General features: G+C 71.9%; 19 protein-coding genes. 13 read left to right on the forward strand and 6 right to left on the reverse strand.

Annotated features, from left to right (window positions below; translation table 11 throughout):
- The 3 genes from ABT078_RS37310 to ABT078_RS37320 form a co-directional block, all read left to right on the forward strand.
- Window positions 1-1,226 (forward strand): hypothetical protein (locus ABT078_RS37310; RefSeq protein WP_351235943.1); only part of this gene is annotated, 1,226 nt, incomplete at its 5' end.
- Window positions 1,227-1,513: 287 nt separating this feature from the next.
- Window positions 1,514-3,049, forward strand: coding sequence for a HoxN/HupN/NixA family nickel/cobalt transporter (locus ABT078_RS37315; protein ID WP_351235945.1), 1,536 nt, complete (start codon window positions 1,514-1,516; stop codon window positions 3,047-3,049).
- Between the two features lie 58 nt (window positions 3,050-3,107).
- Window positions 3,108-4,811, forward strand: a complete 1,704-nt coding sequence (locus ABT078_RS37320) for a serine/threonine-protein kinase (protein WP_351235947.1) — start codon at window positions 3,108-3,110, stop codon at window positions 4,809-4,811.
- On the opposite strand, the gene ABT078_RS37325 is transcribed toward ABT078_RS37320, so the two are convergent.
- On the reverse strand, window positions 4,795-5,604 hold the full coding sequence (locus ABT078_RS37325) for an SGNH/GDSL hydrolase family protein (protein ID WP_351235949.1): 810 nt from the start codon (window positions 5,602-5,604) through the stop codon (window positions 4,795-4,797). The two genes, ABT078_RS37320 and ABT078_RS37325, sit on opposite strands and share 17 nt — an antisense overlap.
- Window positions 5,605-5,776: 172 nt before the next feature.
- Here ABT078_RS37325 and ABT078_RS37330 point away from each other — a divergent pair, with 172 nt between their 5' ends.
- The 5 genes from ABT078_RS37330 (at window position 5,777) to ABT078_RS37350 (ending at window position 10,544) form a co-directional block, all read left to right on the forward strand.
- Complete coding sequence (locus tag ABT078_RS37330) at window positions 5,777-6,181, forward strand: hypothetical protein (RefSeq protein ID WP_351235951.1); 405 nt, start codon at window positions 5,777-5,779, stop codon at window positions 6,179-6,181.
- A 333-nt stretch (window positions 6,182-6,514) separates the two neighbouring features.
- Window positions 6,515-7,387, forward strand: coding sequence for a glycosyltransferase family 2 protein (locus ABT078_RS37335; RefSeq protein ID WP_351235953.1), 873 nt, complete (start codon window positions 6,515-6,517; stop codon window positions 7,385-7,387).
- Complete coding sequence (locus tag ABT078_RS37340; RefSeq protein WP_351235955.1) at window positions 7,384-8,580, forward strand: glycosyltransferase family 2 protein; 1,197 nt, start codon at window positions 7,384-7,386, stop codon at window positions 8,578-8,580. The genes ABT078_RS37335 and ABT078_RS37340 overlap by 4 nt, the downstream gene beginning before the upstream one ends.
- Window positions 8,581-8,600: 20 nt before the next feature.
- Window positions 8,601-9,365: a polysaccharide deacetylase family protein gene (locus ABT078_RS37345; protein ID WP_351235999.1), complete on the forward strand. Its 765-nt coding sequence runs from the start codon at window positions 8,601-8,603 to the stop codon at window positions 9,363-9,365.
- Between the two features lie 84 nt (window positions 9,366-9,449).
- Entirely contained in the window at window positions 9,450-10,544 is a 1,095-nt protein-coding gene (locus ABT078_RS37350) for a DUF5925 domain-containing protein (protein ID WP_351235957.1), read from the forward strand.
- 90 nt (window positions 10,545-10,634) lie between these two features.
- Here ABT078_RS37350 and ABT078_RS37355 read toward each other — a convergent pair whose 3' ends face one another.
- On the reverse strand, window positions 10,635-11,009 hold the full coding sequence (locus ABT078_RS37355; protein ID WP_351235959.1) for a GntR family transcriptional regulator: 375 nt from the start codon (window positions 11,007-11,009) through the stop codon (window positions 10,635-10,637).
- Between the two features lie 82 nt (window positions 11,010-11,091).
- Here ABT078_RS37355 and ABT078_RS37360 point away from each other — a divergent pair, with 82 nt between their 5' ends.
- Complete coding sequence (locus ABT078_RS37360) at window positions 11,092-12,021, forward strand: GNAT family N-acetyltransferase (protein WP_351235961.1); 930 nt, start codon at window positions 11,092-11,094, stop codon at window positions 12,019-12,021.
- Window positions 12,002-12,562, forward strand: a complete 561-nt coding sequence (locus ABT078_RS37365; RefSeq protein ID WP_351235963.1) for a ribonuclease FAU-1 family protein — start codon at window positions 12,002-12,004, stop codon at window positions 12,560-12,562. Before ABT078_RS37360 ends, ABT078_RS37365 begins: the two co-directional genes overlap by 20 nt.
- On the opposite strand, the gene ABT078_RS37370 is transcribed toward ABT078_RS37365, so the two are convergent.
- From ABT078_RS37370 to ABT078_RS37380, 3 genes are read right to left on the reverse strand one after another with little or no spacing between them, the layout of a single operon-like run.
- Complete coding sequence (locus ABT078_RS37370; RefSeq protein ID WP_351235965.1) at window positions 12,534-14,030, reverse strand: tripartite tricarboxylate transporter permease; 1,497 nt, start codon at window positions 14,028-14,030, stop codon at window positions 12,534-12,536. The two genes, ABT078_RS37365 and ABT078_RS37370, sit on opposite strands and share 29 nt — an antisense overlap.
- A 3-nt stretch (window positions 14,031-14,033) precedes the next feature.
- Window positions 14,034-14,570: a tripartite tricarboxylate transporter TctB family protein gene (locus ABT078_RS37375; RefSeq protein WP_351235967.1), complete on the reverse strand. Its 537-nt coding sequence runs from the start codon at window positions 14,568-14,570 to the stop codon at window positions 14,034-14,036.
- Window positions 14,567-15,550, reverse strand: a complete 984-nt coding sequence (locus ABT078_RS37380; RefSeq protein ID WP_351235969.1) for a Bug family tripartite tricarboxylate transporter substrate binding protein — start codon at window positions 15,548-15,550, stop codon at window positions 14,567-14,569. Before ABT078_RS37380 ends, ABT078_RS37375 begins: the two co-directional genes overlap by 4 nt.
- 230 nt (window positions 15,551-15,780) lie before the next feature.
- Here ABT078_RS37380 and ABT078_RS37385 point away from each other — a divergent pair, with 230 nt between their 5' ends.
- From ABT078_RS37385 to ABT078_RS37395, 3 genes are all read left to right on the forward strand, one after another.
- Complete coding sequence (locus ABT078_RS37385; RefSeq protein WP_351236001.1) at window positions 15,781-16,458, forward strand: response regulator; 678 nt, start codon at window positions 15,781-15,783, stop codon at window positions 16,456-16,458.
- Window positions 16,459-16,601: 143 nt separating this feature from the next.
- Window positions 16,602-17,483, forward strand: coding sequence for an alpha/beta fold hydrolase (locus ABT078_RS37390; protein ID WP_351235971.1), 882 nt, complete (start codon window positions 16,602-16,604; stop codon window positions 17,481-17,483).
- Window positions 17,484-17,590: 107 nt separating this feature from the next.
- The gene (locus tag ABT078_RS37395; RefSeq protein WP_351235973.1) at window positions 17,591-18,010 is read left to right on the forward strand and encodes an NUDIX domain-containing protein; all 420 of its coding nucleotides are present in this window, start codon (window positions 17,591-17,593) and stop codon (window positions 18,008-18,010) included.
- 76 nt (window positions 18,011-18,086) lie between these two features.
- Here the strand turns inward: ABT078_RS37395 and ABT078_RS37400 are convergent, their stop codons facing one another.
- On the reverse strand, window positions 18,087-18,449 hold the full coding sequence (locus ABT078_RS37400; RefSeq protein ID WP_351235975.1) for a hypothetical protein: 363 nt from the start codon (window positions 18,447-18,449) through the stop codon (window positions 18,087-18,089).
- Window positions 18,450-18,585 lie beyond the last annotated feature (136 nt).

Consider the following 18,585-nt stretch of genomic DNA (forward strand, 5'->3'; position numbering starts at 1 on the left):
TCCGATCTCACACCCCCCCCGCCCCGGCGGCGGCCCCCGTCGCGGCGGCCGCGTCCGTGGCCGGGCAGGGCGTCGGTGCCCTGCAGGCCCACCTCAAGGCACAGCCGAAGGACGCGACCGCCTGGGCGGCGCTCGGGGCCGCATACGTGGAGGAGGCCCGGGTCAGTGGCGACCCGTCCCGCTATCCGCAGGCCGAGAAGGCGTTCGCACGGTCCTTGCGGCTCCGGCCGGACGACAACGCCGAGGCCCTCGCCGGACGGGCCGCCCTCGCCGCCGCCCGGCACGACTTCCCCGCGGCACTGCGGGACGCCGAGCGCGCGCTGGCCGTGAACGCCTACAGCGAGCGCGCTCTCGCCGTGCGGATCGACGCGCTCGTCGAACTCGGCCGGTACGGCGACGCGTCGAAGGCGGCGAAGCAGGCGGACGCCCGCCGGCCCGGCATCCCCGTCTTCACGCGCTTCGCGTACGTCCATGAGCTGCGCGGCGACACGGCCGAGGCGCGGAGGGTGCTGGAACTCGCCCTGGACTCGGCCGCCGGCTCCGCGGACATCGCGTACACGGCGACCGCGCTGGGTCAACTCGCGTGGCACGAAGGCCAGTACGAAACGGCGCTGCGGCACTGCGACCACGCGCTGAAGGCCGAGCCCGGGAACCTGGAGGCGCGGGACTGCCGGGCTCGTGCTCGTGCCGGGAAGGGCGATCTCCTGGGCGCGATCGAGGAGTTCGAGGGCATCGTCGAGCGCGCGCCACTGCCGGCGCGGCTCGTCACGCTCGGCGAGCTGTACGAAGCGACCGGGCAGCGCGAACGGGCCGAGCAGCAGTACGCGGTCCTCGGCACCTGGACCGGCCTCGCCCGCGCGGGCGGGGTCAACCCCGACCTGGACACCGCGCTGGCCGCCGCCGACCACGGCAATCGCGCGGACGCCCTGCGCGCCGCCCGCGCCGAATGGCAGCGGCGCCGCACGGTCCACACGGAGGACGCGCTGGCATGGGCGCTGCATCGGTCCGGCCGGTCGGCGGAGGCGCTCCCCCATGCCAGGAAGGCGACCGCGACCGGGTACCGGAACGCCGTGTTCCTCTACCACCGCGGAATGATCGAGCGGGCGGCGGGCGACGAGGCGGGCGCGCGGGAGTCCCTGTCCCGGGCACTGGCACTCAACCCCGCATTCTCGCCGACGGGTTCACGGGAGGCGCGGCGCGCGCTGGACGGGCTGGAGGGGTCATGAGGCGGCAATTCCCGCGCTGGTGGAGAGGTCGGGGGTCCGGCGCCCCCGGCGGGCTGTTCGCCGCCCCGGATCTTCCGGCTCGATCCGGGCCCCACCGGCACTCGAGCACGGACACGCGGGCCCACCCGGCGGTATCGGGCGCACAAGCCCGTCCGGCGCTCGCGGACGGACACGCGGGCCCACCCGGCGGTGCCGGGCGCGTCCCGGCGGGGCCGGGGGCGAAGCCCTCGGTTCCGGAAGGGGCGTGGAGGGGCAAGCTCCGCAGGACTGTCACCGGCCTCGCCGCCGTGCTCGCCGCGACCGTCGCCCTGCTGGCAGCCGGCGCCACCCCCGCCGCCGCGCACCCGCTGGGGAACTTCACCGTCAACCACTACGACGGACTCGTCGCCTCTGCGGACGAGTTGCGGATCGACCACGTCGAGGATCTCGCGGAGATCCCGACCGCCCGGGTCCGGCCCCGGACGCTCTCGGCGGCCGAGCTCGCCGCGTGGGCGCAGGCGCGGTGCGGGACCGCCGCGCAAGAGGCACGGCTGCGGGTGGACGGTCGGGCGGTACCCGTCAGTGCCGGCACCGCGCGGGCGGAGATCCGGCCCGGGCAGGCGGGGCTGCCGACGCTGCGCATGGAGTGCCGGATGACGGCACCGCTGCCCGACCGCGGCGCGGCCGTGGACTTCCGGACGGGCACCGGCGGGCCGGGGTGGCGGGAGATCACGGCACGCGGCGACCGTACGACCCTGGCCTCGTCGGACGTGCCCCGGGACTCCGTGTCGCGCAGGCTCTCCGCGTACCCGGCAGGCCTGCTCGACTCGCCGCCCGACCGCACCACCGCGACGCTGACGGTCGTACCGGGCGGCCCCGCCCTGGCCGAGGACACGGCGACCGCCGCACCCCCTTCAGTACTGCCGCGCGGCGTCGACCGCTGGACACAGGCCCTGACCGGGCTCGTCGAGCGGCACGAGCTCACCCTCTCCTTCGGCGCGCTGGCCCTCGCGATCGCCGTCGGCCTCGGAGCGCTGCACGCTCTCGCCCCGGGGCACGGCAAGACGCTGATGGCCGCGGCGGCAGCGGCGGGCGGCCGGAGCTCCCTGCGGGACGTCCTGGCCCTCGGCGCCTCCGTGACGGTGACCCACACCCTCGGTGTGTTCGTGCTGGGTGCCGTCGTGGCCGCGGGCTCGACCGTGAGCCCGTCGGTCGTGGGCTGGCTGGGCGTGGCGAGCGGCGCACTGGTCACGGTGGCGGGCGCCCTCCTCGTACGCCGGGCCTGGCACCACCGCGCGCACGAGCACGGGCACGGGCACACCCACTTCCCCTGGCCGGGCTCCGGGCACGCGCACTCCCACGGCCACGCTCACAGCCACAGCCACAGCCACAGCCACGAGCGTGCCGACGACACCGCGGAGCCGGCCCACGAGCACCCTCACGAACACCCCCGCCCGCACTCGCACGACACGCCTCCCTCCCGCACCCGCACCCAGCCGCTCCGCCGCACCGTCCTCCTCGGCTTCGCCGGAGGCCTGGTGCCCAGCCCCTCCGCCGTCGTCGTGCTCGTCGGCGCCGCGGCCCTCGGGCACGCCTGGTTCGGCTTGCTGCTCGTCGTCGCGTACGGCCTCGGCCTCGCTCTCACGCTCGCCGCCGCGGGCTTCGCCGTCGTACGGCTCGGGGCGCGCGCGGGCGCCTGGCTGGCCCGGCGGCGGGGCGGCGGGCGGCGCGGGGGACGGCTCATCGGCTTCGTGCACCGCACCGCTCCGCTGAGCACAGCCGTCGCCGTGCTCGTACTCGGGTGTGGATTGCTGTTCAGAGGGGCCGCAGGGGCCATCAGTTGAGCTAGCTTGGAAAGGTTTCCACCGTGATGGTCGCTTTGCTGCGGATGGGGGGCTCGTGATGAGCGAAGTGCCGGGCGACGGCCGGAACGAGGGTCGCGACGACCAGCGGGACGACGAGGGGCTGATCGCGGGGCGCTACCGCCTTCTCGACCGGTTGGGCGAGGGCGGCATGGGCGTCGTGTGGCGCGCCCGTGACGAGGTACTCGGCCGGGAGGTCGCGGTCAAGGAGGTGCGGGCACCCGACGCGCTCGGCACGACCGATGTGCGCCGGCTGTACGCGCGGCTGGAGCGCGAGGGCTGGGCGGCCGCCCGCATCTCGCAGCGCAACGTGGTGACGGTCTACGACGTGGCGTCCCACGACGGCCGGCCATGGATCGTGATGGAGCTGATCCGCGGGCTCTCGCTCGCCGAGGTGCTCGAGGCCGAGGGCCCGATGCCCCCGCAGCGCGCCGCACGCATCGGGGCCGAGATCCTCGCCGCGCTGCGGGCCGCGCACGAGGCCGGGGTGCTGCACCGCGACGTGAAGCCCGGGAACGTGCTGCTCGCCAACGACGGCCGGGTGGTGCTCACGGACTTCGGTATCGCGATGGTCGAGGGCACGTCGAATCTGACGATGACCGGCGAGCTGGTCGGATCGCCCGAGTTCCTGGCCCCGGAGCGGGCGTTGGGGCGCACCCCGGGCCCGGAGTCGGATCTGTGGTCGCTCGGGGTGCTGCTGTACGCCGCCGTGGAGGGGATCTCCCCGTTCCGCCAGGACACCCCGCTGAGCACGTTGCGGGCGGTCGTCGACGAAGAGCTCCCTCCGCCCCGCAGGGCGGGCGCGCTGGGGCCGGTCATCGCCGGGCTGCTGCGGAAGGATCCCGCGGAACGGTTGTCCGCGGAGGAGGCCGAGCGCGAGCTGCGGATCGTGGGCGCCGGCGGCACTCCGCGCACCGGCTCCGCTCCCCCGCAGCCCTCCGGCCCGTACGCCCCGACGGTCACCTCGGGCACACCGGCCGCGCCCGCACCGACGGCAGCGGCGACACCTGTGGGCGGCTTCGGGCCGCCCACCCCGCCGACGGGAGCGACCTCCGCCCCGCCCGGCCGGCCGCGACGTGCCACCACCGCGCTGGTCGCCGGAATCGCCGTCCTGCTCCTGTCGATCGGCGGCCTCACCTACGCGCTCGTGAACAGCGGGGGCAACGGCGACAAGGACAACGGCAGCGGAGGCACGAGCAGCGGTGCGACGGACGGCGGCACGGCGGACGGAGGCGCCACCACCGGCCCGGCCACGTCCGGGGAAAGCTCCCCCGAGGGCACGTCCGGGACCCCGAGCACCACGGACAGCACGAGCTCCGGCGGCCACAGCTCGGCGACGGCACGGCCACCGCAGACCGTGCGGGTGTACGCCCAGGCCGTGATCGGCAGCTACAGCGGCACCTGCCCGCCGCCCGAGGCCGAGGCCCCCGCTTTCCGGGCGACGGTCACCGTGGGACGTACGCCCGCCTCCGTCTCGTACCGATGGGTGACCGAGAGCGGCAGGACGTCCGGCAAGGGCTGGAAGACGATCGACTTCCCTTCCGGGGAAGGGAAGTCGCAGCACGTGAATCACATCGAGCTGACGTACGAGGAGAACGCGGCGCACCACGACCGGATCCGGCTCGAGGTGCGGAGTCCGGTCGAGGCGCGTTCGAACTGGGTGGTGTTCTCGGTGACGTGCGAGGAGGAGGCCCCGACGGGCGAGCCCTCCTATCCGACGGATTCGCTCACACCGCAGAACTGAACGGAGGCAGGTAGCCGCCGGACTGTCCCGACGCGGTGGGGTGGTACGACTCGCCGATGTTCAGCCAGTTGACGCTGTGCAGCCAGGCCGCACCGGAGCAGATCTCGTGCCCGGTGAAGGCCGGGACGACATCGGCGAAGGTGAATCCGTGGTCTGCTGCGCGCTTGGCGATGGCGGCGTTGAGGTGGTTGGCGCCGCCGTTGATGGCCGCGCGCTCGTTCTCGGTGAGTCCGGCGACGCAGCTGCCGTTGAGTCGGTAGAAGCGGGGGTAGCCGAGGACGACGACGTGCGCGGCCGACGCCCTGGATCTGATCGCCGAGTACACCGAGTCGAGACGCCCGGGCAGGGTCGTGTCGACATAGCGCTTCGCCTCTTCGACGCGGGCGATGCAGGTGCTCTCGGACTGGAGGACGCAGGTGGTCATGACGTCGGCGAAGCCGGCGTCGTTGCCGCCGATGGTGAGGGAGACGAGGTCGGTTGCCGAGGTGACGGGGCCGAGCTGGTTCGCCGTCACATCACTCGTACGAGCGCCCGAGCAGGCGGTGAAGGCGAATGAGGAGGGTGAGTTGGCGGCCGCCCAGAGGGCGGGGTAGGCCCGGTTGGTGCGCTTGCAGTCGCCGCTGGAGCTGATGTAGGAGCCGGCGCCGAGGCCCGAGGAGTACGAGTCGCCGAGGGCCACGTAGTCCAGTGCCGCCGCGCTCTGGGCGGCCTGCGCCTGGCCCGCTCCGGTGAGAGCGAGGACGGCGCCGAGGAGGAGTGAGGATGAGAATGCCGCGATTCGGGACAGTTTCATGGAACCTCCCTTTAGCAGGATCTCTGCCTCAACTGTCGTAGCACGCCCCATAGTTCACCGGAAGTGTCCATGCCAAGAACAATCGGGGGGCCGGTGCCAACTTCTTGACGGACCGTCGGACGCAGCCCAGCATGGATGCACGCATCTGGCGCCTTGGGGGGCAAAGTCGCCCATGCAGACGATCACCAGCAAACCGGACGCACTCCGTCAGGCCCGATCGGATGTGCTGCCGGTGCTCGCGGGGGGAGCCCTGGCGGTGTCGGGGGTCGGCGCGGCACTGGCACTCACCGGCCTCGACTCACCGTTGCGCGCGCCGCTCGCGCTCTTCTATCTCCTCGTCGCACCGGCCGCCGGACTTGCCACGGCACTGCGACCGTTGGCATGCCCGGCCCGGTTCGTCCTGTCGGCGGCCGGCGCGGTGGTCGTCGATCTCTTCATCGCCCTGTTGATGCGGACGCTGGACATCCGGTCCGTCGCATTCGGTGTCACATCCGTCGCAGCGATCACTTTCTCTCTCTTTCTCACCGGGATGCGGAACAGGCTTGTGCATTTCGGCCCGGGAAGGAAAAAGAAGTAGAAACGTGAGACCTCGGTCCAGGTCTTGTCATACAGTCCTAATCATCAATACCGTCGTACATCCACCCGCAACGGCCCATCATGCAAGGCGACTCCAGGGGAGGGGTCGAGCGTCACGCCAGGGCCGGAGCGGAGCGCGGTAGGGGGGTGCCGAGTTCGGTCGTGCCATTGCGCATGTGCCGATTCACGGGCCGCGCGACCTGCAATGCCGACTCACCCACTGTGCACGGTGATCCATGCCGTCATGGCCGGGGTGAGAACCCCCCTTTCGAACCGGACACTCATCCGGACCGCCCGGGACGGGCGGTCCACCGGACGAGAGGGAAACCGACTCATGAGCTCGTTCCTGCGCCCGGCGGTCCCGGGGAACACCGCCGGGACCACTGCCACCGTCACGGCCACGGCGACCGCCGTGGCCACGGCCACACTGGGCCGCATACCGGCCCAGTACCGCCCGATCTCCTCTCATCTCGCGATCACGCCGCCCGTCAGCGTCGTGATCCCGGCCATGAACGAGGCGGAGAACCTTCCGTACGTCTTCAAGACGCTGCCCGAATGGATCCACGAAGTCGTCCTCGTCGACGGCAATTCCACGGACGACACCGTGAATGTCGCCCGGGAACTGTGGCCCGACGTCAAAGTCGTCAAGCAGGCCGGAAAGGGCAAGGGGGACGCACTCATCAGCGGTTTCGCCGCGTGCACCGGCGACATCATCGTCATGGTCGACGCGGACGGCTCGGCCGACGGCCAGGAGATCGTCAGCTACGTCTCCGCACTCGTCGGCGGCGCCGACTTCGCCAAGGGCTCCCGCTTCGCCAACGGCGGCGGTACGGACGACATGACGGCCATCCGCAGACTCGGCAACCGCGTCCTGTGCGCCGTCGTCAACGCCAAGTTCGGCGCGCGCTACACCGACCTCTGCTACGGCTACAACGCCTTCTGGCGCCACTGCCTCGACAGAATCACCCTGGACTGCACCGGCTTCGAGATCGAGACCCTGATGAACATCCGGGTGGTCAAGGCCGGACTGCGGGTCCAGGAAGTGCCCAGCCACGAGTACCTGCGCATCCACGGCGTGAGCAACCTCAGCGCCGTACGGGACGGTCTGCGCGTCCTCAAGGTGATCCTCAAGGAGAAGGGCGTCCGCCGCCCGGCGCGCCGTACGCCCGCGCTCACCCTCAAGGCTCCGCGGGGAGGAGTCTCTTGAGCCACCGGACGTACTCCGTGGTGATCTGCGTCTACACCGAGGACCGCTGGGAGGACATTCTCGCGGCGGTCGACTCGGTGCGGGCCCAGTCGCGGGCTGCGCTGGAGACGCTGCTCGTCGTCGACCACAATCCGGCGCTGCGGGAGCGCCTCACCGAGGAGTTCACGGTGTACCGGGCGTCCGGGCCGGCGTACGGCGAGGAGGTGCGGGTGCTCGCCAACGCGGGCCCCCGCGGCCTCTCGGCGGGCCGCAACACCGGAATCGCCGCCGCGCGCGGCGAGATCGTCGCCTTCCTCGACGACGACGCCGTGGCCGAGCGCGACTGGCTCCGGTACTTCGACGAGGGCTACGAGGATCCGCACGTCGTGGCCGTCGGGGGAAGGACCGTGCCGGCCTGGGCGTCGGGCCGACGGCCCGCCTGGTTCCCGGAGGAGTTCGACTGGGTCGTCGGGTGCACCTACCGGGGCCTGCCTCCGGGCCGGGTGCAGGTCCGCAACGTCCTCGGCGGGAACGCGTCCTTCCGGCGCACGGCCTTCGACGCCGCGGGCGGCTTCGCCACGGGCATCGGACGGGACGGCGACAAACGGCCGCTGGGCTGCGAGGAGACCGAGCTGTGCATCCGGCTCGGCCGGGCCCTCCCCCACGCGGTCCTGCTGATCGACGACCGCGCCGTCATCCACCACAAGGTCCCGCGGGCCCGTGAGCGCTTCGGCTACTTCCGCACCCGTACGTACGCCGAAGGCCTGTCCAAGGCCCTCGTCGCCCGCAGCGTCGGCAGCGACAAGGGCCTGGAGTCCGAGCGCCGGTACACGACGCGGGTGCTCCCGGCGGGCGTCGCCCGGGGACTGCGTGACGCCCTGCTGGGCAGACCCGGCGGGGCGGGCCGGGCAGCCGCGATCGTGGCGGGCGTGGCCACGGCGGCGGCGGGGTACGCGCTGGCGAACGTGCGTACGCGCTCCGGAGTGGCGTTCTCCCACGGCCCCATCGCCGCGTACGCGTCGCGGGGCCCGGCGGGCGCGAGCAGCCCGGCGGGGGCAGGAGGCCCGCCAGGCCCGGGAAGCCGGTCGGGTGCGGGAAGCCCGGCAGGCGCGAGCAGCCCGGCGGGGGCAGGAGGCCCGCCAGGCCCGGGAAGCCGGTCGGGTGCGGGAAGCCCGGCAGGCCCGCGAGGCCCGCGAGGTGAGCCGTCGCCGTGAACCAGGCCGTGCCGATCCTCATGTACCACGCGGTCGGGCATCGGCCCGCTCCCGCGACGTACGGACTGTCCGTGTCGCCGGATGCCTTCGCCGAGCAGATGCAGCTGCTCGGCGAGCGCGGCTTCACGCCCGTCACCACGGCTGAGCTCGGGCGGGCGTGGCGGCGCGGCGAGCCACTGCCGCCCCGCCCCGTCCTGATCACCTTCGACGACGGCTACGAGGGCGTGCACCGGCACGCCCTTCCCGTCCTCGCCAAGCACGGCTTCGCCTCGACCCTCTTCGTGTCGACCGGCTGGCTGCGGGGTGAGCACGAGACGGGCGGCGCCCTCGACACCATGCTCGACTGGGACCAGGTACGCGCCCTGGCCGCCGCGGGCACCGAGATCGGCGGCCACACCCACACCCATCCGCAGCTGGACCAGCTCGACGACCGCCGGCTGCGGTTCGAGACGCTGCGCTGCCGGGAGATCATCGCCGGGGAGCTGGGCACGGCCCCGCTCTCGTTCGCTTACCCGTACGGCTACTCCAGCCGGCGCGTACGGCACATGGTGCGCGCCGCGGGCTTCGCCCAGTCGCTCGCCGTGGGCAACGCACTGGCCCGCCGCCGCCAGGGCCCGTACGCCCTGGAGCGCGTGACCGTGCGGCGGAGCACCGGCATCGAGGAGTTCGAGCGGCTCGCCGAAGGCCGCGCCATCGCGCGCAACTTCGCCGGCGACCGGGCACTGACGAAGGGATACGCCCTCGTCCGCCGGGCGCGCAGGGCGGTACGGGTGTTGCGCGAATGAGTCGTCGCACCCACGCCACGCTGACCACGTGCCACGCGTCAAAACATCGTGCGCGGAGCGCCCTCGTGCCGGATCATGGGCGCCATGCCTGCCAACCCTGAGGACGCACTGCCGATCCGGCTCAACGTCGACGACAGCGATTCACCGTCGGACGTCGTCGACGCGCTGTTCCTCGGCCGCTTCGCGACGGGCGAGCAACCGTACTCGCACAGTTCCACGATCGACCGGGTCAAGTCCGGCGCCACGCTGCTGCCGCCGGGCGCGTCCGTGCTGCGCGCGGCACGCGACGACGACCGCAGCGCGACACTCGCCGAGGGCGACGGCTGGACGCTGCTGATCTCCCGGTGGAACCGCGGGGCCGACGTCACGGTCACCGCGGTCAGCTCCGAGCTCGCCGAGAAGATCCACCAGCAGGCGACGGACGGTGTCCAGGACGAGCCGGAGCCCCAGCCCGAGAACGTGACGATGGGCTTCTGGTACGTGTCCCCGCGCCGCGGCCCGCACCGCACCACCCGCCAGATCAGCGCGGGCACGTGGGACGAGGTGCGGCCCAACTACACGGCACCGGTGGCCGACGCGATGGACCGGCTGATGAAGGTGACCCCGGAGGACATCGCGGGCCGGCTGCTTCTCCTGCACGGTCCGCCGGGCACGGGCAAGACGTCGGCACTGCGCACCCTGGCCCGCTCGTGGCGGGACTGGTGCCAGGTGGACTGTGTGCTGGACCCGGAGCGGCTCTTCAACGACGTCGGCTATCTGATGGACATCGCGATCGGCGAGGACGAGGGCACGGCGAAGGGCCGCTGGCGGCTGCTGCTCCTGGAGGACTGCGACGAGCTGATCCGCGGCGAGGCCCGGCACACGGCGGGCCAGGCGCTGTCCCGTCTGCTCAACCTGACGGACGGGCTGCTGGGCCAGGGACGCAACGTCCTGGTGGGCGTCACCACCAACGAGGACCTGGAGCGCCTCCACCCGGCGGTCGTCCGCCCGGGCCGCTGCCTCGCCCGGATCGAGGTCGGCCCGCTCACACGCGCGGAGGCGGTGAGCTGGCTGGGCACGGACGAGGGCGTGGCCCGCGACGGCGCGACGCTGGCGGAGCTGTACGCCCTGCGGCGGGGGACGACACCGGCGTCGGTGCCGGCCCAGCACGGCGAAGCGGACGCGGGGCTGTATCTGTGACCGGAGGTATCCATCCTCTGCCCGGCACAGGAGTTGCCGGCCGCTGAACGAAGGGCCCGGCGCCGCAGAGGCGCCGACCCTTCGTCATCCTCACTTGCCGTACGCCGCCCGCAGCGCTTCCTCCACCGCCGCCGCCGCGTCCTCGCGGGACAGCCCGAGGCGGCGGACCTGCTCCGCGTACGCCTGCGCGGCCGACGCCGCCTGGCGCTCCGCGGCCTCGCCCGCCGCGGCGATGAACGTCCCGTTGCGGCCGCGAGTCTCGATCACCCCGTCGCCCTCGAGGGCGCGGTACGCCTTGGCGACGGTGTTGGCGGCGAGGCCCAGTTCCTCGGCGAGGCCCCGTACGGTCGGCAGCTTGTAGCCGACGGGCAGTACGCCGGAGCGGGCCTGCCCGGAGATCTGGGCGCGGAGCTGCTCGTAGGGCGCGGTGGCGGAGTGCGTATCGATGACGATCTTCAAGGTCACCGCCCGATTGTCCCCCAGCGCTCCGCCGGTCGGTGGAAAATGGGAGGCGACGGCCTCGCCGGCGCACGTAGCGTGCCCTCTCATGACGGTGATTGTGCGTGATGTACGCCCCCGGAACGCCGAGGACGCCGAGGGCTTCGCCCGGGTCCGGCGGGCCGCCCTGCCCTTCATGCTGGCGAGCGCCGAGTCGGTCGTGTTCGACGCCGCGCACGCGCATCCGGACGCCCGCTACCGGCAGCTGATCGCGCTGGAGGACGACGAGATCATCGGCACGGCACAGGTCGGGATCGTGTACGACAGCCCGGAGCCGGGCGTCGGTTACGCCAATGTCTATGTGCATCCGGACCGGCGCCGCCGGGGCGCCGGGGCGCTGATCCTCCGCGCCGCCGAGGAGCATCTGGCGGTCGCAGGCGCCGACACCGTGTACTCGTGGGTGCTGGACAAGCCGGCGAACCGCGCCTTCGCCGAACGCCACGGCTACCGCTCGAGCCGCTCCGCGCACTTCCTCCGTCTCGACCTGGCGGGCGGCACCCTGCCGCCGCTGTCGGCGCCCCCGGCCGGGGTGAGGATCGTGTCCGGTGACCAGTTCGCCGACGATCCGCGGCCGCTGTTCGAGCTGGACGCGGAGACCACGGCCGACGAGCCGAGCGATGTGGACACGGAGTTCACGGACTACGAGCACTGGCTGGCCGAGACCTGGAACCATCCCCTGTTCAGCCGCGAGCTGACCTCGGTGGCCCTGGCCGACGGTCGCCCGGCGGCGTTCAGCGCCGCTCGGACCGACGGCTCCACCCGCTACGGCACGGTGATGACGGGCACCGCCCGCGCCTTCCGCGGCCGGGGTCTGGCCAAGCTCGCCAAGAACGACTCCCTGCACCGCGCCCGCGCCGCGGGGTACACGGAGGCGGTCACCGGCAACGACACGGGCAACGGCCCGATGCTGGCGATCAACAAGTGGTTCGGCTACGAGATATGCGCGACGGAGGTCCGCCATGTCCGCACCCTCGGCTGAGCGGATCGAGGTCGTCCTGGTCAAGGCGGGCCGTACCAAGATCCGATATCCGGCGGAGCTCGTCTCCGACGACGGCGCCCGCATCGTCGTCCGCGCGCCCTGGGCGGGAGAGGGCGCGCGCGACTTCGGCTTCGTCCGCTTCGAGCAGGGTGATGTCTTCACGGAGTACTACTGGCGCGACCGTTGGTACGCGGTGAAGGACGTCCGCGGGCCCGGCGGCACGCTCAAGGGCTGGTACTGCGACATCACCCGGCCGGCCGTGCGCTCCGGCGTCGAGCTGGTCGTCGAGGACCTGGACCTCGATCTGTGGGTGTCGGCGGACGGTTCGGAGATCCTCCGCCTGGACGAGGACGAGTTCCGCGAGAGCGGCCTCGCGAAGACCGACCCCCGCGCGGCCGAGGAGGCAGAGCGCGCCCTGGACGCGCTCGAACTCCTGGCCCGCGAGGGCCGGTTCACCGATCTCCTCAGCCAGAGGCCCGTCTTCCGGATCGTGCCGGGCTCGCGAGCCGTGCTCACTGCGCCGGGCGACGCCCCCGGGTGATCAGCTTCTTCAGCCACGGCCACGCCAGCAGCACCGCGATCACCGCGTACACGGTCACCGAGAACGGCGTGTCGACCAGGCCGGTCACGCTGCCGTCGCTGATCTGCAGCGCACGCCTCAGCTGTTGCTCGGCGGCCGGGCCGAGGATGACGCCGATCACCGCCGGCAGCACCGGAAGCCCGTACCGCCGCATACCGAAGCCGATCAGGCCGATGGCCAGCAGGATGACGAGGTCCAGCGCCTCCCCGCCCACCGCGTAGGCGCCGACGGCGGCGAAGAAGAGGATTCCCGCGTAGAGGTACGGCCGCGGGATGCGCAGCAGCTTCGCCCACAGGGGCGCGAGCGGCAGGTTCAGCGCGAGCAGCAGCACCATGCCGACGAAGAGCGAGGCGATGAGGCCCCAGACCAGGTCGGGTTCGCGTTCGAAGAGGAGCGGGCCCGGCTGGATGCCGTACTGCTGGAAGGCGGCCAGCATCACCGCCGCGACCGCCGTGGTCGGCAGGCCCAGGGTCAGCATCGACACGAGCGTGCCCGCGGCCGAGGCGGACGCCGCCGACTCGGGACCGGCCACGCCCTCGATCGCGCCCTTGCCGAACTCCTCCTTGTGCTTGGAGAACCGCTTCTCCGTCACGTACGAGAGGAAGGTCGGGATCTCCGCGCCGCCGGCCGGGATCGCGCCGAACGGGAAGCCGATGACCGGTCCGCGCAGCCAGGACTTCCACGTCCTGCGTACATCCGCCGAACCGAGCCAGGGCCGGCCGACGGGGATCGCCTCGCCGGTGGTGCGCCGCAGATGGGCAGCGACCCACAGCGCCTCGCCGATCGCGAAGAGTCCGACCGCGACGATGACGACGTCGATGCCGTCGGCGAGCTGGAGCGAACCGAACGTGAGCCGCTGCTGCCCGGTCATCTGGTCCAGGCCGACCAGGCCCAGCGTCAGTCCGATGAGCAGTGAGGCGAGCCCCCGGATCCGTGACGAGCCGAGCACGGAGGTCACGGCGATGAAGGCCAGCACCATGATGGCGAAGTAGTCGGGCGCGCCGATGTCCACGGCGAGTGCGGCGACCGTCGGGGCGAGCGCGACGAGCAGGATCGTGCCGATCATGCCGCCCGCGAAGTGGCCGACGGCGGCGGCGGCGAGCGCCTGTGCGCCGCGGCCCGCCTTGGCCATCGGGTTGCCTTCCAGGGCGGCGACGACCGCCGCGCTCTCACCGGGCGTGTTGAGCAGGATCGATGTGGTGGAGCCGCCGAACATCGCGCCGTAGTAGATGCCGGCGAACATGATGAAGGCGCCGGTCGGCTCGAGTCCGTACGTCACCGGGAGCAGCAGGGCCACGGCCATGGCGGGCCCGATGCCGGGCAGGACGCCGATCGCCGTGCCGAGCAGCACGCCGAGCGCCGCCCAGAAGAGGTTGACCGGCGTCAGGGCCGTTCCGAACCCGTCGATGAGGGAGTTGAGCGAATCCATCGGCTAGAGCACCCCCATCAGCGGGCCACCCGGCAGCGGAACCCCGAGCAGGTTGTTGAAGACGAAGTAGATGACGAGGGAGAGCCCGGCGGCGATCAGCGGGTCACGGTGGTGGTGGCGGCTGCCGAGGGCGTACGCCGAGCCCCAGAAGAGCAGGGCCCCGGAGACGGGGAAGCCGAGGGGCCCGATGAGGACGGCGTTCGCGAGGAAGACCCCGGCGAGGAGCAGGACCGTACGCCAGTCGCTCGGCTCGGACAGGTCGATGTCCTCTCCGGTCTCGGACTCGCCACGGCCGCCGCGGAGGACGTCGACGGCAAGGAGCACCGCGACGGCGAGGAGGCCGGTGCCGACGACGACGGGCACGGTCCTCGGCCCGATCGGACCGCGCTGGGCGATGTCGACGTCCATCGTCAGCGCGTCCGTCAGCACGAGTATGCCGATGAGGAACAGCAGCAGGCTGACGCCGAGTTCGGAGCGCTCGCGCAGCCAGGAGCGACGGGTTTCCTCGGTCGGCCGGGGTTCGGCTGTCTGTGTGGTCACAGTCCCAGCTCCTTCAGCACGGTGTCGACGCGCGTGTTCTGCTGGTCGAGGAAGTCGCCGAACGCGTCGCCCGTGAGGAAGGCGTCGTTCCAGCCGTTCTTCTTCATCGAGTCCTGCCACTGTCGGGAGTCGTGCAGTTTCCGGACGAGGCCGACGAGCTTGTCGCGTTCGGCGTCGGAGAGTCCGGGCGGGGCGACGATGCCGCGCCAGTTGGTGAATTCGGTGTCGAGCCCGGCCTCGCGCAGGGTGGGCGCGTCCAGGCCCGGTACACGCTTCGGACCGGTCACGGCGAGCAGCCGCAGCTCCCCCGACCTGATCTGGTCGAGGTACTCGCCGACGCCCGAGACGCCGAAGGCGACCTTGTTGCCGAGGATCGAGGCGAGCAGCTCGCCGCCGCCGTCGAACGGGATGTAGTTGACGGACTTGGGGGCGATGCCCGCCGCCTGCGCCATCAGCATCGGGGCGAGGTGGTCGGGCCCACCCGGTGAGGAACCGCCGCCTACGGGCAGCTTGCCCGGGTCCTTCTTCCAGGCGTCGAGCAGGTCCTGGATCGTCCGGTACGGGGAGTCCTTCGCAACCACCACGATGTCCTGCTCCTCGGTGAGCCGGGCGATCGGGGTGGTGTCGGAGAGGGTCTTCGGGGACTTGTTCGTGTGCACGGCGCCGACCACACCGAGGCCCATGGACATGGCGAGGCGTCCGTTGCCGTGCTCGCCGACGAGCCGGGTCAGCCCGACGGTACCGCCGGCGCCGGGGAGGTTGAACACCTCGATGTTGTGGGTGAGCCCCGCGTCCTCGGCGTTCTTGGCCGCGGTGCGGGCAGTGATGTCGTAACCGCCGCCGGGGGTGTTGGGGACCATGAAGCGCAGGCCGGGGATCTGTGTGCCGGTTTCGGCGCCGCTGCCCGTGGTGAGCAGCGGTGGCCCTACGAGCACCAGCAGCGCTGCCCCGAGCAGGGCGAGGGGTGTGCGCAATCGCACGTGAGCCGCCTTTCGAGCAGAGCGGGGGAACTTGTGAAGTGGCCCACATGTTGCCTGCGTGTTAAGAAGCTGTCTCTCTTCCGGAATCAACGGACGTTGTGGTCGTTGCGGTCGCCGCCTAGCGTGTCGGCGTACTGCGCTTTCCCGGGGGCCGATCCCCGGACCCCCGGTCGAAGAAGTGCAGCCCGGGGGCAGGGCGGCCCGGCCTCGCGAGGTGACTTCCGGTGAACGTGCTGGTGGTGGACGACGACTTCATGGTCGCGAAGCTGCACGGCCGCTATGTGTCCGCCACGGCAGGCTTTGCGGTGGCCGGGGTGGCCCACAGCGGCGCCGAAGCGCTGCGCGCGGCCGAGCGGCTGCGCCCCGATCTGGTGTTGCTCGACATCTATCTGCCCGATATGGACGGAATCAGCGTCTTGCGCGAGCTGCGTGCGGCGGAGGAGCGCGACGGGGACCGTCAGCCGGCCGACGTCCTCTTCATCACCGCGGCCCGCGACGCCGGCACGGTCCGCTCGGCGCTGCGCGCGGGAGCCCTCCACTACCTGATCAAGCCCTTCAACCAGGCGGCGCTCCAAGAGCAGTTGCGCCACGTGGCGTCCCTGCGGGCCCGCCTCGACGACCTGGACGAGGCCCGCCAGGAGGACGTCGACCAGCTCTTCGGCACTCGCCCGCCCGGCTCCCGCGGACTCCCCAAGGGCCTCGCCCCGCACACGGCCGACCTGGTCGACCGCATCCTCCGCGCCCACCCGGAGGGCCTCTCGGCCACACAATGCGCCGAGGCGGGCTCCCTCTCGCGCGTCAGCGCCCGCCGTTACCTGGAGTACTTCGCGGAGACGGGCCGCGCAGAGGTCACGCTGCGGTACGGGGGGACGGGGCGTCCGGAGCGACGGTACCGGCGGATCGGCTGAGGCCGGCACTCCGGCCCGGCCGGAGTGGGGCGACCCGCCCGGCGCCTGCACGGACTCGTCGCCCCGGGCCGGCTCGTACGGGTCCCTCATGCATGTCGGGAACCCAGTTGCTCCGTCCGGACAACGCTGACAGGGTCTTGGCCATGCCCACCTTCTCCGCCCATGACGGGACCGAGCTCGCCTACCACGTGTCCGGAGACGGCCCTCCTGTGGTCTGCCTGCCCGGGGGGCCGATGCAGGCCTCCGCATACCTCGGCGACCTCGGCGGCCTGTCCGCGCACCGGAAGTTGATCACACTGGATCTCCGGGGCACCGGCCGGTCGGCGACACCGGAGGACGCGGCCTCCTACCGCTGCGACCGGCTTGTCGACGACGTCGACGCCCTCCGGAAGCACCTCGGCCTGGAAACAATGGACGTGCTCGCGCATTCCGCCGGTACGAATCTGGCGGCCCTGTATGCGGGCCGCCACCCGGAACGCGTCGGCAAACTCGCGCTGATCACGCCGAGCGTCATGGCCGTCGGCATCACGATCACAGCAGACGTCCGGCTCGAGGCGGCGCAGCTCCGCCGGGACGAGCCGTGGTTCCCGGCGGCGTTCGCGGCCTTGGAGGCGATCGTCGCCGGCAAGGCGACCGCCGACTCCTTCGAGGCCATCGCCCCGTTCTTCTACGGCCGCTGGGACGAGACGGCCCGAGCCCATCGGGCCGCGGAGGACAGGCAGAAGAACAAGGAGGCGGCGGCTGTCTTCGGCGCCGAGGGTGCTTTCCACCCGGACGCCACCCGCTCGGCGCTCGCACGGCTCGCAGCGCCGGCACTCGTACTGGCCGGGGAGGTCGACCTGAATTCCCCTCCTCGCGCGACGGCCGATTTCGCCGAGCTGTTTCCCCACGCCGAATCGGTCGTCCAGCCCGGGGCCGGGCACTTCCCCTGGCTCGACGATGCCGACCGGTTCGTGGCGACCACCACGGCGTTCCTGGAACGGACAACCGCTCAGACCTGCCCCGCGGTCACCGGCCGAGAATGAACGCGGCGTGGTTCTTGGGTGGTGGAGTCACGCAAGGCCGCCTCGTACGCACGCGTGATCTCGCAGTCGCAGGCGCTGACGGAGTGGCGACCGGGTACATGTGAAGCGTGACAACAGACTCACAGCGACCCCGCATCGGCACCGCCGCCCTGATCACCAACAGCCGCGGCGAGTACCTGCTCCACCTGCGCGACGACATCCAGGGCATCTGCTGGCCCGGCTATTGGGCCTTCATCGGCGGCAGCCCCGAACCCGGTGAGTCCCTCGACGAGACGATCGCCCGCGAGCTGAAGGAGGAGACCGGACTCACCGTCGTCCTGGAGGAGTTCACCACCGTCCAACAGGAAGGCGCCGAGCACCTCGGCAGAGGTCCGATCGTCGTCTACCGCGCCCACTGGGACGGCGACGCCCACACACTCCCTGTCACCGAAGGCATCATGTTCCACTGGTTCCCCGCCTCGGTCCTCTCCCGACTGCGCGTGCCACCGTGGTGTCGAGAGGCCATCAACCGGCATCGGGCCCGCTGACCACGGCTGGGAGCGGCGGGGACAACGGGAACCTCGGCAAACCTCGCCGGAACGCGCAGGTCAACGCCGCCGCAGCTCAGGCCGGATCCGTATCCGGTGTCTTCCAGACCTTTTCGGTTCCGGAAGCACGGGTCCTCCAGTAGGCCATGAAATCCATGCCGAACCCGACGACGGCGAGGACGACACCCAGCCAGAAGAGCAACAGGCTATGCCGTTCCATTCCACCAAACAGCATCAGGTCAGTGCCCAGGATCGGGAGAAGGATCCCGCCGGCGGTGTACCACCGCCCTTTGCGCGCCTGGTTGATCGCCGAGGCCACACCGAGTAGCAAGATCAAGCCAAACACTGCTGTCCACATGGCGAGATCCTCCCAGAAGATGATCTCCCTTACAACGGCCACAGTTGGCGCGGTGCTCACGACAGGCGTGTCATCTGACATCTACGACCGCCATCAACGCGAGTAGACAGGAGCGGCGTTGGACGACCCCGAAGGGCTGACCCCTGTGCGGGCAAGCGCCCTGCAAGTGCCGTCCGATCGAGCCCTTAAAGCGGGTGTCGCCCACTTGTGCCGCCGC

It is taken from the genome of Streptomyces sp. NPDC002133 (genome assembly GCF_040296405.1).
Lineage (GTDB): Bacteria > Actinomycetota > Actinomycetes > Streptomycetales > Streptomycetaceae > Streptomyces.

Excerpts from the sequence above, each read along its gene's own strand:
- ABT078_RS37350 (WP_351235957.1), top strand. The coding sequence starts at position 9,450 with ATGCCTGCCAACCCTGAGGACGCACTGCCGATCCGGCTCAACGTCGAC.
- ABT078_RS37400 (WP_351235975.1), bottom strand. The coding sequence starts at position 18,449 with ATGTCAGATGACACGCCTGTCGTGAGCACCGCGCCAACTGTGGCCGTT.
- ABT078_RS37360 (WP_351235961.1), top strand. The coding sequence starts at position 11,092 with ATGACGGTGATTGTGCGTGATGTACGCCCCCGGAACGCCGAGGACGCC.
- ABT078_RS37320 (WP_351235947.1), top strand. The coding sequence starts at position 3,108 with ATGAGCGAAGTGCCGGGCGACGGCCGGAACGAGGGTCGCGACGACCAG.
- ABT078_RS37365 (WP_351235963.1), top strand. The coding sequence starts at position 12,002 with ATGTCCGCACCCTCGGCTGAGCGGATCGAGGTCGTCCTGGTCAAGGCG.
- ABT078_RS37370 (WP_351235965.1), bottom strand. The coding sequence starts at position 14,030 with ATGGATTCGCTCAACTCCCTCATCGACGGGTTCGGAACGGCCCTGACG.
- ABT078_RS37390 (WP_351235971.1), top strand. The coding sequence starts at position 16,602 with ATGCCCACCTTCTCCGCCCATGACGGGACCGAGCTCGCCTACCACGTG.
- ABT078_RS37330 (WP_351235951.1), top strand. The coding sequence starts at position 5,777 with ATGCAGACGATCACCAGCAAACCGGACGCACTCCGTCAGGCCCGATCG.
- ABT078_RS37325 (WP_351235949.1), bottom strand. The coding sequence starts at position 5,604 with ATGAAACTGTCCCGAATCGCGGCATTCTCATCCTCACTCCTCCTCGGC.
- ABT078_RS37335 (WP_351235953.1), top strand. The coding sequence starts at position 6,515 with ATGAGCTCGTTCCTGCGCCCGGCGGTCCCGGGGAACACCGCCGGGACC.
- ABT078_RS37345 (WP_351235999.1), top strand. The coding sequence starts at position 8,601 with ATGTACCACGCGGTCGGGCATCGGCCCGCTCCCGCGACGTACGGACTG.